The sequence below is a fragment of the Paludibacter sp. genome (assembly GCF_009712605.1).
Lineage (GTDB): Bacteria > Bacteroidota > Bacteroidia > Bacteroidales > Paludibacteraceae > Microbacter.
The window spans coordinates 128,492-143,796 of the sequence record NZ_WASO01000009.1; the positions used below are offsets into that span (position 1 = coordinate 128,492).

Here is a 15,305-nt window from a genome sequence, read left to right on the forward strand (position 1 = left end):
TCTCAACAATTACTTTACCTTCACACATTTCAAGTATTTGTTAGACAGACATCAACATATTCAGATTACACTGATACCTAATGTACGAAACTAATTAGAAGTTATTCATCATATTTTGGTCCGGCATTTACGAGAGCCTTCCCTTTTTCATTACCGATAAACTTGGCAAAATTTTTAATGAACCGACCAGCCAGATCTTGAGCTTTACTATCCCAAGCCCCAACTGTAGTATATGTGTTTCTCGGGTCAAGGATATTGGTATCTACCCCTGGCAATGCTGTTGGAACAACAAAATTAAAAAATGGAATAGTTTTTGTGGAAGCTTTATCTATCGATCCGTCAAGAATTGCATCAATAATACCCCGGGTGTCTTTGATAGAGATTCTCTTACCAGACCCATTCCATCCCGTATTTACCAAATAAGCTTTTGCTCCTGAAGCCTGCATTTTTTTAACAAGTTCTTCTCCATATTTTGTGGGATGCAGTGATAGAAATGCAGCTCCGAAGCAGGCAGAAAAAGTAGGAGTAGGTTCGGTAATACCTCGTTCAGTTCCTGCTAATTTAGCCGTAAATCCCGAGAGGAAATAATATTGAGTCTGTTCCGGAGTTAAGATTGAAACCGGAGGTAATACTCCGAAGGCATCAGCCGAAAGAAAGATCACTTTTTGAGCTGCAGGCCCTTTAGATACGGGCTTTACAATATTGTCAATATGATAGATAGGATATGAAACGCGTGTATTCTCTGTTACCGATTTATCTGCAAAATTAATTTTGCCCTCGTTGTCTACCGTAACGTTCTCCAACAGGGCATCGCGTTGAATAGCCGCATAAATATCGGGTTCTGCTTCTTTACTCAGGTTAATTACCTTAGCATAACATCCGCCTTCGAAATTGAAAACTCCATCATTATCCCAACCATGCTCATCATCACCAATCAGTAAACGCTTCGGGTCGGTGGAGAGTGTTGTTTTTCCGGTTCCTGACAGGCCAAAAAAGATTGCTGTATTTTTACCGTCTTTATCTGTATTGGCCGAACAGTGCATGGAAGCCATACCTTGTAGTGGCAAAAGATAATTCATATAAGAAAACATCCCCTTTTTCATTTCACCGCCATACCATGTATTCAAAATTACCTGTACCTTTTCAGTCAGATTGAATACAACTGCAGTTTCAGAATTAAGTCCTAATTCTTTATAATTTTCCACCTTTGCCTTCGATGCATTGATAACTACAAAATCAGGTTCTCCAAAAGATGCCAGTTCTTCTTTTGAGGGTCGGATAAACATATTGGTAACAAAATGAGCCTGCCATGCTACCTCCATAATAAAGCGAATCTTTAATCTCGATGATGGATTAGCTCCGCAAAAAGCATCGACAACAAAAAGTTTCTTATTGGACAATTCTTTTGTGGCTAAAGTCTTTAACACGTTCCAGCTTTCGGGAGAAAGAGGTTTATTATCATTTTTGTATTCGTCCGAAGTCCACCATATGGTATCTTTTGTTGTTTCGTCTAATACAAAAAATTTATCTTTTGGCGAACGGCCTGTGTATTCACCTGTCATCACATTTACCGCACCCAACTCTGTTATCCGACCTTCTTCAAATCCCTGTAACCCCGCCTTTGTTTCTTCTTTAAAAAGCAATTCATACGATGGATTGTGAACAGTCTCAGTAACTCCTGTAATACCATACTTGCCCAAATCTAAGCTTGCCATTGTGTTTACTTTTAAATAGTTAATTATATAGATGAGTTCTATACCAGAAACATGTCTTTATAAAAAGGCATTCTTTAGAACATTCCTAAATTTTCATATGTAATGTGTCTGGAAAGTCGCAATGACCCCTCACGAGGGCATTAACGACTTATCACAAACACGGAGTATCGCCCTTTCAAAGGGCATCCTTACTTACCATTAGATATAAATTCAGTTTATCAATAACTAAAAAACATTCGATACTCCTTATATTTTGATTCTCTACAGAATATACTTTTTTAATATTAACGAGCTATCTTAGCAAGGCACTTCTATCACTTTTCGATAACTTCCGGTAGTTACCATCCAAGTGATATCAGTGCCAAGTTGAGTTAAGACATATGTGTGAAGGCCATTTTGTATGCAACTAATAAAGGACGCACACCGTTCATTAATTATCTCCAATATTTAGAAACAAATAAATAACAATTTATCGGAATATAAAGAAGCATTCAACTTTGCAATGCGACATGCGCAAACAAAGCATACACATTGTTATTTGTACACTTAAGACAATAAAAAATTATATGTATGAATTTGATATGCTTATGAAACCTTTATCCCGAAGTTTCAACAGTAAACAAGCATTGGCAGGTTTTCTGGCTCATCCCAGTTTCCGAAGCCTTCCCGTTTTAATAAACAGTGGCAATGGTATTTCGGATACTTTAATAGGATTTACAGCTGCGGGTACAGCTCCGGGATTATTCAGCCAAGCTAAACTCACCGGATTCCCTCTTCAATTGTTTTCCCGAATAGAAAAACAATCACCGAATGCGACAACAAAGGTACGTAAAGGAATGAAATATGCAAATATTTTTGGAGAAAATGATTTAAACTCTACCTTGAGGATTAACAATACAATTATAATTACTTGTTCATGAATGAATGAATTTGCTTTTCTCTGCTACGTTCTTTATTCGCGATAAGGATCTCTGAAGTTAATAATGGTTCTATCTTATTATCATTTTGTATTTTATGGAGTAACGTCAATTGAATCTTACGTTCCATTGTCGATAAGTCTCCTTTCAGTATTTTCAACTCATCTTCCTTTTTCCACGAGCTATGAACTATTTCGTATAACGTAGGAATATCTCGCTCCAATATTTTATTCTGAGACTTATACTGGTCAATAAGTTTCGGGATACGTTCCAATGCATTCAGAAAGTTCAGCGCTGCTGCCTTATGATCTGCCATTGCTATTTGTCCATTGTTATAGGTGTATTTATATTCTCCTCCGACAAAAAATCGATTTTGCTTCATTTCTTGTCCATCCCGTTCTATATCTTCGGTTCTGACTAAAATGGGGAATCCATAAAGCTCACCTATGGAAAGATAGTCTCCTTTGGTAGATGTATTACGTGCAATATCCTGCAACTTGCTTCCGACGCTTTTCACGTCTGTAGCTTGCAATCCATCTAATCGTAATGGATTGAGAGGATATCCATCCTGATCTGTTTGAAGACGAGATTGAAATTTTTCATAATCAGAAGTCAAACGGATGATACATTCCTTGTTACGATTCAGGGTATCAGTGTGTTCCTTCAATTTCCAGACAGAACTACTTTTGGCTTTGTGAAATGATTTACGTTCACTTTCCAAGGTCGCTACCTTCTTCTCCAAGCGGGCCTTCTCTAATAAATCAGTATTACCGGAAAGAATTGCCATATATTCGGAGAAATTCATCCCGCTTTTTTCATCCATTGCTCCTTCATCAATAGTGCGCGCACCTAATGCTCCATTTTTTAATTGAGTTATGAAAGTCTGTTTGCAATGCAAAAGATTGAACTTGTAGCTATCCAATGATTTCTCCACCGCATAAATGATAATGTCCACCTTATTATCAGCAAACAACTTGGCTATCTCATTCCCTTTCCTAACCGCCCGGCCATCCCGTTGTTGTAAGTCCGAGGGGCGCCAGGGTGTATCAAGATGATGTACAGCAATTGCCCGTTTTTGCGCGTTGACACCCGTTCCAAGCATAGATGTTGAGCCAAACAATACGCGTACTTTTCCTTCATTCATGGCATCGATGACCGATTTGCGGGCTTTTTCCGTTTTACATTCCTGAATAAACCGTATCTCTGAAGATGGAATATCATAATCTTCCACAAGTTTCCGCTTAATCTCTGAATAAACACTCCATGTTCCCGGTTGATAGGTTCCTAAATCGGAAAATACAAATTGTGTACCCTTTTGTGCTTCATATTTATGATAATACTCAGCAACTGTTTTTGCACAGCGACTCGCCTTATTATCCGGGTGGTCACTATATTTATTTTGGTCTATCATCCTCAAGTCCAATGCCATTTTACGGGCATAATCTGTAGCGATCAACATCTTTGCTTTCTCTTCCGATTCCGAAAGTTTTTCTCGTCCCAAAATGGTAGCATCTCCGGTCTGTGCAAATGCCATTAACTTTTGGATAAATTCTTCCTGTTGGGGAGTTGGAGGAATATTATGTAGAATCTCATTTTTGTCGGGGCGATCTACACCAACATCTTCTGCTGTACGATAGTCTGTAATCTCATTGTAGAATGCGGCCAATTCAGGCACCTTGATAAAGTAGCGGAATCGTTCCTTCTGGATCACCTGATTGGTGACTGAGAATTCAAAATCTGTGGTTTTCTTTGCAAAGATTGCCGCCCAGGCATCAAAACAGTGGATATTTTGTCGTTCCAATTCTTTCGGACGAAGATATTTAAATAACAAATACAGTTCCGTCAGGGAATTAGAAATAGTGGTGCCGGAAAGAAAGGTTGCTCCCAAGTCTTTACCGGTTCGCTCCTGTATGGTTCGGATGGCATACAGCATATTCAATGCTTTCAGACTTCCTTCCTGATTTCCTAACCCGGCCACACGATCATGCCGGGTGTTGAACATTAGGTTTTTAAATTGATGACTCTCATCTACAAACAAATGATCAATTCCCATTTGTCTAAAATCCACTACATCATCCGTATGTGAATCAATTGCATGAGTAATTGTCTTTAATCTCACTTCCAAATTAATTTTCCTCTTTTGTAATCCCTTGAGCATCGCCCGAGAAACCTCTTTGCCTTCATGTCTTAACACCTCTAAATTCTCCTCCACGGTATCCAATTCTGCCTGTAGAATGCGTTGTTGTAATTCAGGAGACTGTGGAATCTTACCAAACTGGTCGTGCGACATGATCACACAATCCCAGTCATTGTTTTTGATGCTATTGAAGAATTTCACCCTGTTTTGAACAGAAAAATCTTTTTCCGTTGCATAAAGTATCCTTGCATTCGGATAGGCGGTCCGATAACACTCTGCAATTTCTCCCACATTGGCCTTCAGTCCTATAATCATCGGTTTATGTGCCAGACCCAAACGATGCATTTCATGAGCGGCAATACACATGATCAATGTCTTTCCTGTTCCTACTTCGTGATCACAGATTCCCCCTCCGTTTTGTTTGAGCATCCAAACACAATCTTTCTGGCTCTTGTAAATGTCGTTTATGTTGAACCTTCTTTCAAGAGCTTTCAGGTCAATATCCGGAAAGGTCTGATAAGAGCCATCGTACTCGGGGCGAACAAAGCAATTAAACTTCCGGTTGTACAGTTCGGTCAACCGGGATTGAAACTCAGGCGACTGCTCTTGTAGCCAATCTACAAAACTATTACGTATATCATCAATCTTACTGTTTGCCAACTGGATCGCCTCACTATCTCTAACCTTTATATCATTCCCATTCTCATCTTTCCCTATGCTTTTGGTAATATCCGGAACTGTATTCAGTAATGCATTCTTCAACAGATTAATACCGTCATACGTACGATAATAGCCCTTAACCGCATATTGATCCCAGATTTTAGCATTTTTGTTCTTGCACCGTATGGAGTATTCATCCATGCTTTCCGAATACGAGATATCGATTTCCGTATCAAACAACGACCGGGCATAAGCGGTGTATATTCCAGTTGGAATCCAACGCTCTCCAAAATTAAAATCCAGCTCATCAAAGGTAATCGGACGAGGTATTGCTTCCCGAAGTGCATTCAAAGAGGCTTTTTCCCGTTCTCCATACGGATGTGTTTCCATCCATATTTGAAGTTGTTCTGCTTTTTCAACAACATTACCGGCAATGAACCGATCCCGGATCTCATAATTGCCAATTAATGGATTGAAATAAATCCGTTCGTCTAATTTATCAAGCAAGGCTTCCCGATCGTAATCGCAGAGTGCCTCCATGTATTCCAGATTGACCGATCCATATTTGTTTAAGGAGGCTGATAGTGCCTCTTCGGGAGTATCGACATGCGTAAACTCAACCTTAGAAAAGGCAACCGGATGTTGAAATATGTCGGCCTTAACAAATTGTCCATTTTCAACTCGTTCCAAGGAAAGCATATCCCGTCCGGAAGCATCCATAAGAATGAGCTTGGCATTCGCTTTGGCATTGAGAGACCCAAAACGTTGCACAAACTCATCATAGTCGGCATTTAATGCACTTCTTTGCTCTTTATTTTCTTCCTGTTTTTCTGCTTCATAAGCATATAGCCGTTGGTAGCTATCACGAACGGAGATGTAAAGCATCGCCTTTGCAGCCTGAATAGTTGGTAAATCCAAAGGATGGAATGTAGCTCCGTAACGGGTTACATCTTTCAAATACCCCACTTGTGAATTACTTTCCAAAACCAATGATCCATCCCGGTGATGAGCGGCTATTGCTTGAGCGAAATTTCGGGGAAGCATCGCCTCTTCTTTCTGACGCAGAACAACATCCCGCTGATTGATCGCTTTTACTTCTTGTTGCAAAGCCTCTTTTCTCTCTTCCGACATGCCCATCATCATCTCATAGTAACCGTTTATGGGAGGATTATCCATCCAGTTAATTCCGGCAAACATCTCATCCGAAGAGGATTTATCTGCTGATTCTTTGGATACCACGTGCTCTTGATCAATCCGAGTCTGGATCTTATTTTGACTGAATAAATTGGGTTGTGCCGGTGTTGATTTTTGAGGTATATGCACCGGTTTCTTTCTTTTTACCGTTCGCGTCTGTTGCCGTTCTGCCTGAGAGAAGCCAAACAGGTCATAGAGAGTCAACAACGGCTGTGCTGGTTTTATCTCTATTGTCTCCTGCTTTTTATCAATCACTTCACTTGTGGATATGTCCTGTGGAACTGCGATGTGTGATCGATTAATAGGTTTATTGGCATTTACATTGTGGGAGTTATCTCTTTCCACTGATTGATTGGCATGCTCTTGATATAGCTTTTCATCCAATCGTTGTGAAAAATCTTCTGAAAGCATCTTTCGCAAATCAGCGGCTATACCTTGGACTCCTCCCTCGTGAGTGTAAATCATAGCCGGTTTACCGTAAGGGTCGGTTCCCAAATAGTTTTTTGTGTGGATGATATGCTCTCCTGTTTGGTAATATTGATTATCGGTCGTTCCAAAGTCGGTTACATATCCTTTCAAAAAAGAGTGTTCTACGTCCGAGAGTTGCCCTTTACCGGTATGCTTTTGTAGTATAATCAGATCACTGCCAACCTCCGTATTAGCGACTTCCGTAAAAAGATTATTCGGCAAGCGGAGTGCAGACACCAAGTCGGCATTCTCCATTAACCATCTTCGTTGTGGTTCATATTGCGGAACATTCATTACCCCCTGCGAAGTGATAAAGGCGACAATACCTCCCTGACGAACCACATCCAATCCTTTCATAAAAAAATAATTGTGGATAGCTCTTGTTGACTGTCGTCGGGCATTGTCTTTACTACCACTGAACACCGGATCAAACACCGCTATATCTCCGAAAGGAATATTGGAGGCAACCACATCAAAATAATTATTGAACGGATGCTCAATTTTCTCAAATCCCTCAACTCGGATTCTATGTTCGGGATATAGATGAGAAAGTAATTTACCGGTAAGCAGGTCTTTTTCAAATGCCATCACTTCCGTGCGGGAAACCTGTTTCTCCAATCCGGTAATAAAAACTCCCTGTCCGGCTGAAGGGTCAAGCATCCGTTGGGGTGTAATACCGTGTTGACACAGCGTATCTGCAAGAGCAGAAACAATTTCTTCCGGAGTATAAAATGCAGTCAGGACAGAACCCTTCAGACTATCCATATGCTGCTTATACTCTGATACATTGGACGCATAGTCACGGACTATCCGGTGCAGTTCCATCGTCATCGGGAATAATTCAAGATCGGATTTCGTCCAATGCACGCTATCGGCAAGAGTGGTTGCCGGATTGAGGATACATTTTAATCCTCCGAAGCCACAGTAACGGGTCAAGATTTCCAGCTCTTCCGGTGTTGCCTTGCGTCCTGCTCTATCTAGTTCAAATAGTGTCCGTATTGCTTCAATGTTATCCCGTAGCTTCGCTTTACGGTTAAATGCCATGTTCTTCGATATAAAGCAAAACAGCACCCGTCAGCTCCGAGTATAGGGCATTGTATTCGTTGGTGTATGCAAAATCGTCTGAGAGGGAATATTTGGAAAAGACACCATTCATCGAGGGTTGTATTTTAAAGGCAACCTCTGCTGCATTCTCCGGTGGCACATCCTCTGCAAATTCATTCCAAAGAACTTCTATCAGCGTATTGAATTTTGAAAAATGAAGGTCCTTTAATAATGCGGTCATTGCCAGCTCCTGTGCTTGTTCAACGGCATGCCCCTCCCTCCTGGATTGTTCATACACATCGTCTGCCAATGCGGAACGTGTTTCTATAAAATCCGTATCAGGTAATCGTTCGGGATGATTTTCGTTGAGGAAAGAGAGCAGATACAATCCGTAATAGGACAATTCTGTGGAATTATTTCTTTGATTCATTGTACAATGGATTTTAGTGGATGATTGGGAAAGGAGGATAAATAAGAAAAGCACTCCGGGTATCCCTCCCGAAGTGCCACCACTAAAATCCACAACAAAAGAGCAAGAACCATTTTGACAGTGAACTTAGTGGCAAAGATAAACATTAATTTTATCTCCGTTTCTCTCTGTTGTGGGATTTTGATTCAGGGAAAACGAATTGGGTACTCAGATTTGCATCAAAAGTAATGGTCGCACTAAAGGCCTTGCCCTGTTTGCTATTAAAGCCTTTTATAATGCCGGTTTTTCCCTTGGTCAATAAATCCTGAATATCCTGATCCGCCAGTATTTTCCCTGCTATCTGCCGAAACACGGGAAATCCGCAGGAAGGATTGTCACAACGTACCACCTTACTAAAAAATTGCATCGAACCGGTTTTGCATTTAGGACAAGGACATTGCATCTCTTTATGGGTAAAGAATTTATCACAGGTCAACAGTTCCGACGTAATCTGAGCTGTATATTTATCAATAAACTCACGAAAGGTATCTGCCTGCAATTTCCCGTTTTCTATATTGGCTAAGGCGAGCTCCCATTCTCCAGTCATCTCAACATTGGCAATATACATATCCTTCACTACAGAATAAAGGGCCAACCCTTTTTCTGTAGGAACAAGGGCTTTTTTCTGCCGTGTCATATATTCGCGTTGAAACAGCGTTTCGATGATAGATGCCCGTGTTGCAGGCGTACCGATTCCACAATCCGATAAAGAGTGTCGTAATTCGTCATCTTCAATTTCCTTGCCTGCTGTTTCCATGGCTGCAAGCAAAGTGGCTTCAGTATGCAACGGTTTAGGTTTGGTTTGCCCTTCTGTCAGGGAACTGGCTGTAAGTGGTAGTATCTCTCCTTCCGACCATTCGGGTAATGTGATCTCTTTTTTTTCTTCTCCGTAGATTGACCTCCATCCCAGTTGCTTTACAATAGCTCCTTTCAGCACAAAGGCAATGTCCCCACACTCAGCCGAAACTGTAGTCACATCTTTTATACATTTCTCTGAAAAGGCTTCGAGTATCCGACCGATAATCATGTGATAGATCGTGGCTTCATCGGAGGAGAGGTTTTGAGGTTTTATTCCAGTTATCAACAAAGCATGGTGATCGGTAATCTTGGTGTTATCCACACTGCGCCTTGTCAATTCCCCCATATTGTCAATATAAACGGCCCATTTAGAACTCCCTTTTAGCGTGAGCAACAGCGTAGGCAATTCTGCAAAAACATCTTCGGGAATATAACGACTTCCTGTTCTGGGATAGGTTATCAGTTTTGCTTCATATAATTTCTGAGCTATATTCAGTGTCTTTTCTGCTGAAAATCCATGTTTAGTATTTGCCTCTTTTTGAAGCGTCGTAAGATCGTATAAAAGTGGCGTTCCTTGTACGGTTTCTTTATGTTCTATTTTCGAAATTGTAATCGATTGACATTTTTTGACTGGATCAAAATTCTTTTCTGCCGTTTGTTTGTCTTGCCATTTTTCAACAGAGGTAAACGTCAACGGCTCTTCATTCGCTTCATCAACCGTTGAAATGTGCATTTGCCAGAACGCTTCCGGAAGAAACTGTTTGTTCTCCCAATAGCGGGAACATACCATTGCCAAGGTAGGTGTCTGCACCCGTCCCAGGGAATAAGTTCCCCGTCCGGCAGCAAGAGTAATGGCCTGTGTTGCATTGATACCTACCAGCCAATCTGCTTCGCTACGGGCTTTGGCCGCATAGTACAATCGGTCGTATTGATTGCCACTTTTCAAATTTCCGAAGCCTTCGCGGATTGCTTTATCGGTAAGCGAATTGATCCATAGCCGGTCGAAAGGTGTAGCACAACCGATGTATTCATAGAGGTATCGGAAGATTAATTCACCTTCGCGTCCGGCATCGGTAGCCACTATGATTCTTTCGCTTTCGCTAAAGAGCCGGGCGATAATTTTAATCTGTGCCATCACATCTTTATCGGGACTATATCCCTTTTCTGTTTTTACCTGACGAGGCACTAGCGTAAAGACAGGGGGGATAATCGGCAAGTTATCCCTGTGAAAGCCTTTAATTCCATACCCATCCGGCAAAGCCGGGGCGACCAAATGTCCGAATGCCCATGTAACAGCATAACCATTGCCGGTCAAATACCCGATTTCTCTCTTGGTCGCTCCCACGATTTGGGCAATCTCGCGGGCAACACTCGGTTTTTCTGCTATAATTGTTTGCATACTAATTTATTGTTATGGATTTTAGTGGTTGAATTGAAGGATCAGATGCCAACACCTTTGGGCTTGTTTTGTGTTCCCCGAGCCTGACGTTGCTGCTGTTGTGGATTAATGGGAGCCGCTTGTCCCTGTTGGAGTGGTTCACCGATATGTTTGGTTGCTTCATTGGTTTTCCCCTCAGAGTTAACAGCTACCTGTGTTCGGCTTTCAGATGCTGGAGTGATCTGTTTTGCCTTGGAAATATCCGGATTGGAAGGATAATATTTCGGGCGGCCTTCTTCCCGGTTGAATTTGATATAGGCGGTAAATGGTTCTCCTTGTTTATCACGTACCATATCTTTTACCAGAATGGTTTTCCCGGCAGTATAATCGGATTGTTGTTCAGGTGTCAGGGCTACGCCGCCGAAGGTTTTGGGTGCCCGGATATTGCCATTAGGATCCATCCATTGAAAATAACTTGCTGATTGTTTTGGAGTGGTTTCCTGCTTTAGTTGGGAATGACGGGGCACAAATTCAATTCCTCTTTGTTCGACATTGACTTGCAGCGTGGCTATAAACATTTTCCCGTTTGCCAATACAATTTCTTTATCCCGAACCGGATGTCCGGCCCGAAGCTCTCGTTTTTCCTGATCGGTTAGCAGTGTATCGCCAATTTTGTCGGGAATACGGACTTTATACACCGGAATGGCTACGATGTTATTGGTCAAACGGTCAATGCTGATATAAACAGGCGTAGTTTCGCCCGTGTTTTTATTTGTCAATTGGGCAACATGACCCATATTGCCTGTTTTCATCAGGTTCTCTTTGTCGTCGGTTGAGAAAGTATATCCCTCAAAAGTTTTATCCAACTGGGGTTCTTTTCGGATCAGGTGAGGTATCAATTGAACTCCGCCATCAGGCAATGTTCTGAAAGCGAGGCGAGCTTCGGTCTCAAAGCGTTCTTCTCCAAATTTCGGAGATACGGTGACCAATCCCGATTTACCGTAATTCAGCATCTTTTTAAGATCACCCGATTCTTCCAAAGCCTGTCGGTTTACGCCCCATCTTTCTTCCAATTGTTGCCAGTTGATACGGTTTTCATCAATGGGTTGGTAGGGTCGGTTATTTTGTCCTGTTGGTTTATCGTCTTGGCCTTGTGCATTTGCTTCCGGATTCTTTTCTTTGAGCTGCTGCTCATATTTTGCCGTATCGACACGATGCTGGTCAAGCAGTTCCTTGTTTGCTTCCGGATCTTTCAGTAACTCTTTCATCACCGTCAACACATTTTCTGCTCCTTCTGCCGCCACACGATAAAATCCGAAATGTTTAGGATCTTTATACTGTCGGAGAAAATTGAGCATAAAATTGTCCAGCATATTGCCACCCCGGTCAAAATGCAGGAAATCCTGTACGTTACTCTTTTTCCCATTTGTTATCTGCGGTGAGCCATCTTTATTCATTCCGGCAGCAACACCTACTTCTCCGGTTCTCTCATCCTTGACAATGAGAACATCCTTTTCTTTTTTGTCCTGTTCCATAGTTGTAATTTTTTTTGATTGATAAATTCATGAGAATATTTTTCAGCTGGTTAGCTGTTGTTTTGCAAAACGAGTTCGCCTTTCCTGAACTCTTTGGAATACGTTTTGAGAAATAACTGTACATCTGATTCCTTGTAGTAGACTTTATGCCATAGCATGTGGTAGGTTAATGCTCCGGAACTCCTGTAACGTTGAAGGGATCGCTTACTGGTTTGCAGTAGTTGGCATAAATCCTGATTGTCCAGAAGGCGTTCCCCATCTAAATATTTAGCAGGTTTCACCTCTTTTGCAGATAAGGCTGCCAACATTTTTTCGTTTCGGTCAAAACGTTCCATGACTTGAGTCATCCATGCCTCAAATGTCTTGGTATCCAATAAACTCATAGGGAAGCATTTTTACGTGTCAGTAAGTAATTCTTGCGAAACTCATCCAATGTCTGTGGGTTGCAGGAAACAATTCTTTCCCGAATACTTTGCTCCACATCGGATAACCGGTACAGGCATTTATTGCGGATCATGCTATAGGCGATGGTTCTGTCTTTACGCATCCGCTGAAGGGTGCGGGTACTTATTTTGAGCAGATCGGCCAGTTCCTCACTGGTGAGCCATACTTCCCGCTCTTGTAATGGAGAGGTTTCTTTTTTGAAGACGTAATCCGCAATCTTGTCGATCTTATTCGACAAATCGCGGAATACCTGATGATCGAAGGTGATGATTTCCATTTTGTTGCTGTTTAATTGTGTGCAAAAATGGAAACTATGTGGATGGTGATTTCACAGGTGGTTACCTACCTGTGGAAGATTTTTGTTTTGGGATGGGAATAGTGGGAATACAAAAAAGCCGGTAGATCCTCCTGTAAATACAGTACGAGTCTTCCGGCTTTCTATAAATGGAGTCTCAAGTGTGAGTTAGTTCATCATGGCTGTAGTTCCTAATCGGCCAAGAATTGGGTGACTTTCTGAGAGAGAAGCGCATATCTGTTGTGCAATCCATTGCCTGAAAAGAGTACATGGATAGCTCTCGATCCGGAAACTTAAAGCAATAATCACTTCCAGATTATAATAATCAACAAAATACTGTGTATCGTTACTCAATCTATAGACTCTTACTCTTTTCACACGTTCCTCTACCAATTTATCTGATTTGAAAAGGGTTTTCAAACTTGCCTCTAAAGAAGACTGCGCCACATTAAACAATGCAGCAATCTCTCGCATTGTCATCCAAATAGTTCCGTCATCTGACAGTTCAATACTTATTTGGTAATCGTCAGAATGGAAATTTTCAAAGAATATAGAGCCTCTTTTCATCAACTCAGTTTCTTTAATATTACTTGTTCAATATCATTCAATTTCCCTGACAGCAACTGCATGTCCTGACTAATTTTCTCATTGGTTATACGAGCATAAATTTGTGTTGTCTGAATATTGGTATGTCCTAACATTTTAGACACTGTCTCTATAGGTACTCCCTTCGATAAAGTTGTAGTTGTTGCAAAAGTATGCCGAGCAATGTGAAAGGTTATATTTTTATTTATTCCACACAAGTCACCTATCTCTTTCAAATATGAATTAAGTTTTTGATTGCTTAGCACAGGAAGCAATTGACCGTCAGGGAGCTTACCTTCATATTTCTTCAAAATGGATAAAGGAATATTCAATAAGGGAACATTTACTGGAGTATCTGTTTTTTGCCTGTGTGTCATTATCCATGGTTTACCATCAAAAGACATACAAATATTATTGGTTGTTAAGTGTTTAACATCAATATATGCCAACCCGGTGAAACACGAGAAAATAAAAATATCACGTACTTGTTCCAATCTTTTAGATACAAATTTTTTCTCTACAATTATCTGCATCTCTTGATCCGTCAAGTAACCTCTATCTACACGTTTGAACCGTATTTTATAATTTGCAAATGGGTCTTTAAAGATCAAACCATTGTTTTTAGCGACAATAATAATCATTCGAAATATTTGTATAAACTTTGCAGGTGTATTGTCACTACACTTACTCACACCATGCAAGTAAGCTTCAAAATCCGTAATGAATTTGTGATTTATTTCTTTGAGTGCAATATCTGAAATCTTATACTTAGCACTCATAAATTCTTCCAAACGGCGGCATGTTCGGTCGTATTTGGCAAGTGTGGCTTCTGTTTTACTTATTCCAATAAGTTTTCTGGCATCCTCGTTATGGCTTTGAAAAAGCTCTAACAGAGTATGCAGCTTAACATCATAGCCCAAAAAGGCATTACGTATCTTCTCTGCTGTTACATACGCTTCATGGACTTCGATCTCTCGATAGTGATTTTTCAAAGACGTGCGAATGTCTTCTAATAAATTATTTAATCTACGCGCCTGCATGCTATTTCCTGTCGCTTTGCAGAGTTTCACATCCCAAAATTTCAGCTCAATATCTAATTTGGAACTGAATTGAGACACCTCACCATTAACCGATACTCGGATCATGATGTTAACTTTGCCATCTTTGTTTACCTGATTCTTCCTTACATAAAAAAGAATCTTAAACGTACTTTTACTCATAATACTTTCGTTTATGTTCCTTACAATTACAGTAACGATTTAACATTGTAAAGGAACGGTTAACACTCAGTTTATGAGCAGACACTTAAAGAACAATTGACGACATATCAGAGACTTACCTCAAAAATCGTTACTAAAACTACACCTCCATTTTTTAGTAACGATTTAGTAACGAATTGCTGTCGTTTTTTGGCTATTTAATGGAATTTAGATGTCTGGTGTAGACAATAAAAAAAACTCCATAAAACATTGATTTTATGGAGTTTATCTCAACTTGACTGCCAAATGACTTTGGTATCTTGCGGAAAGCGAGGGATTCGAACCCCCGGTACAGTTACCCGTACACCGCATTTCGAGTGCGGCCCATTCGACCACTCTGGCAGCTTTCCCTTTGCCAATTAAGCAATGCAAAGGTACACTTTTTTATTTTTTGTCCAAGATATTTT

Annotated in this window: 9 protein-coding genes, 1 tRNA gene and 1 riboswitch; all 10 genes read right to left on the reverse strand. The window is 40.7% G+C overall.

The window, feature by feature from the left end; translation table 11 throughout:
• Window positions 1–101: 101 nt before the first annotated feature.
• The 10 genes from pckA to F8N35_RS07780 all read right to left on the reverse strand — a co-directional run bounded on the left by pckA (window position 102) and on the right by F8N35_RS07780 (window position 15,248).
• Window positions 102–1,715 (reverse strand): phosphoenolpyruvate carboxykinase (ATP), encoded by a 1,614-nt coding sequence (gene pckA, locus F8N35_RS07735; RefSeq protein ID WP_293050956.1) that lies wholly within the window; start codon window positions 1,713–1,715, stop codon window positions 102–104.
• A 610-nt stretch (window positions 1,716–2,325) separates the two neighbouring features.
• A riboswitch (cobalamin riboswitch) is annotated at window positions 2,326–2,541 on the reverse strand.
• A gap of 80 nt (window positions 2,542–2,621) precedes the next feature.
• Window positions 2,622–8,135: a helicase-related protein gene (locus F8N35_RS07740; protein WP_293050958.1), complete on the reverse strand. Its 5,514-nt coding sequence runs from the start codon at window positions 8,133–8,135 to the stop codon at window positions 2,622–2,624.
• Entirely contained in the window at window positions 8,125–8,565 is a 441-nt protein-coding gene (locus tag F8N35_RS07745; RefSeq protein WP_293050960.1) for a DUF1896 domain-containing protein, read from the reverse strand. The genes F8N35_RS07740 and F8N35_RS07745 overlap by 11 nt, the downstream gene beginning before the upstream one ends.
• Window positions 8,566–8,716: 151 nt before the next feature.
• Window positions 8,717–10,801: a type IA DNA topoisomerase gene (locus tag F8N35_RS07750; RefSeq protein ID WP_293050962.1), complete on the reverse strand. Its 2,085-nt coding sequence runs from the start codon at window positions 10,799–10,801 to the stop codon at window positions 8,717–8,719.
• A 41-nt stretch (window positions 10,802–10,842) separates the two neighbouring features.
• Complete coding sequence (locus F8N35_RS07755; protein WP_293050964.1) at window positions 10,843–12,315, reverse strand: DUF3945 domain-containing protein; 1,473 nt, start codon at window positions 12,313–12,315, stop codon at window positions 10,843–10,845.
• A gap of 50 nt (window positions 12,316–12,365) precedes the next feature.
• Window positions 12,366–12,698 carry a helix-turn-helix domain-containing protein gene (locus tag F8N35_RS07760; RefSeq protein WP_293050966.1) on the reverse strand — a complete coding sequence of 111 codons (333 nt, stop codon included), beginning with the start codon at window positions 12,696–12,698 and terminating at the stop codon, window positions 12,366–12,368.
• Window positions 12,695–13,036 carry a helix-turn-helix domain-containing protein gene (locus F8N35_RS07765; RefSeq protein ID WP_293050968.1) on the reverse strand — a complete coding sequence of 114 codons (342 nt, stop codon included), beginning with the start codon at window positions 13,034–13,036 and terminating at the stop codon, window positions 12,695–12,697. Before F8N35_RS07765 ends, F8N35_RS07760 begins: the two co-directional genes overlap by 4 nt.
• Before the next feature lie 186 nt (window positions 13,037–13,222).
• Window positions 13,223–13,621: a hypothetical protein gene (locus F8N35_RS07770; protein ID WP_293050969.1), complete on the reverse strand. Its 399-nt coding sequence runs from the start codon at window positions 13,619–13,621 to the stop codon at window positions 13,223–13,225.
• The gene (locus F8N35_RS07775; RefSeq protein WP_293050971.1) at window positions 13,621–14,859 is read right to left on the reverse strand and encodes a site-specific integrase; all 1,239 of its coding nucleotides are present in this window, start codon (window positions 14,857–14,859) and stop codon (window positions 13,621–13,623) included. Before F8N35_RS07775 ends, F8N35_RS07770 begins: the two co-directional genes overlap by 1 nt.
• Window positions 14,860–15,161: 302 nt before the next feature.
• A tRNA-Ser gene (locus tag F8N35_RS07780) sits at window positions 15,162–15,248 on the reverse strand.
• Window positions 15,249–15,305 lie beyond the last annotated feature (57 nt).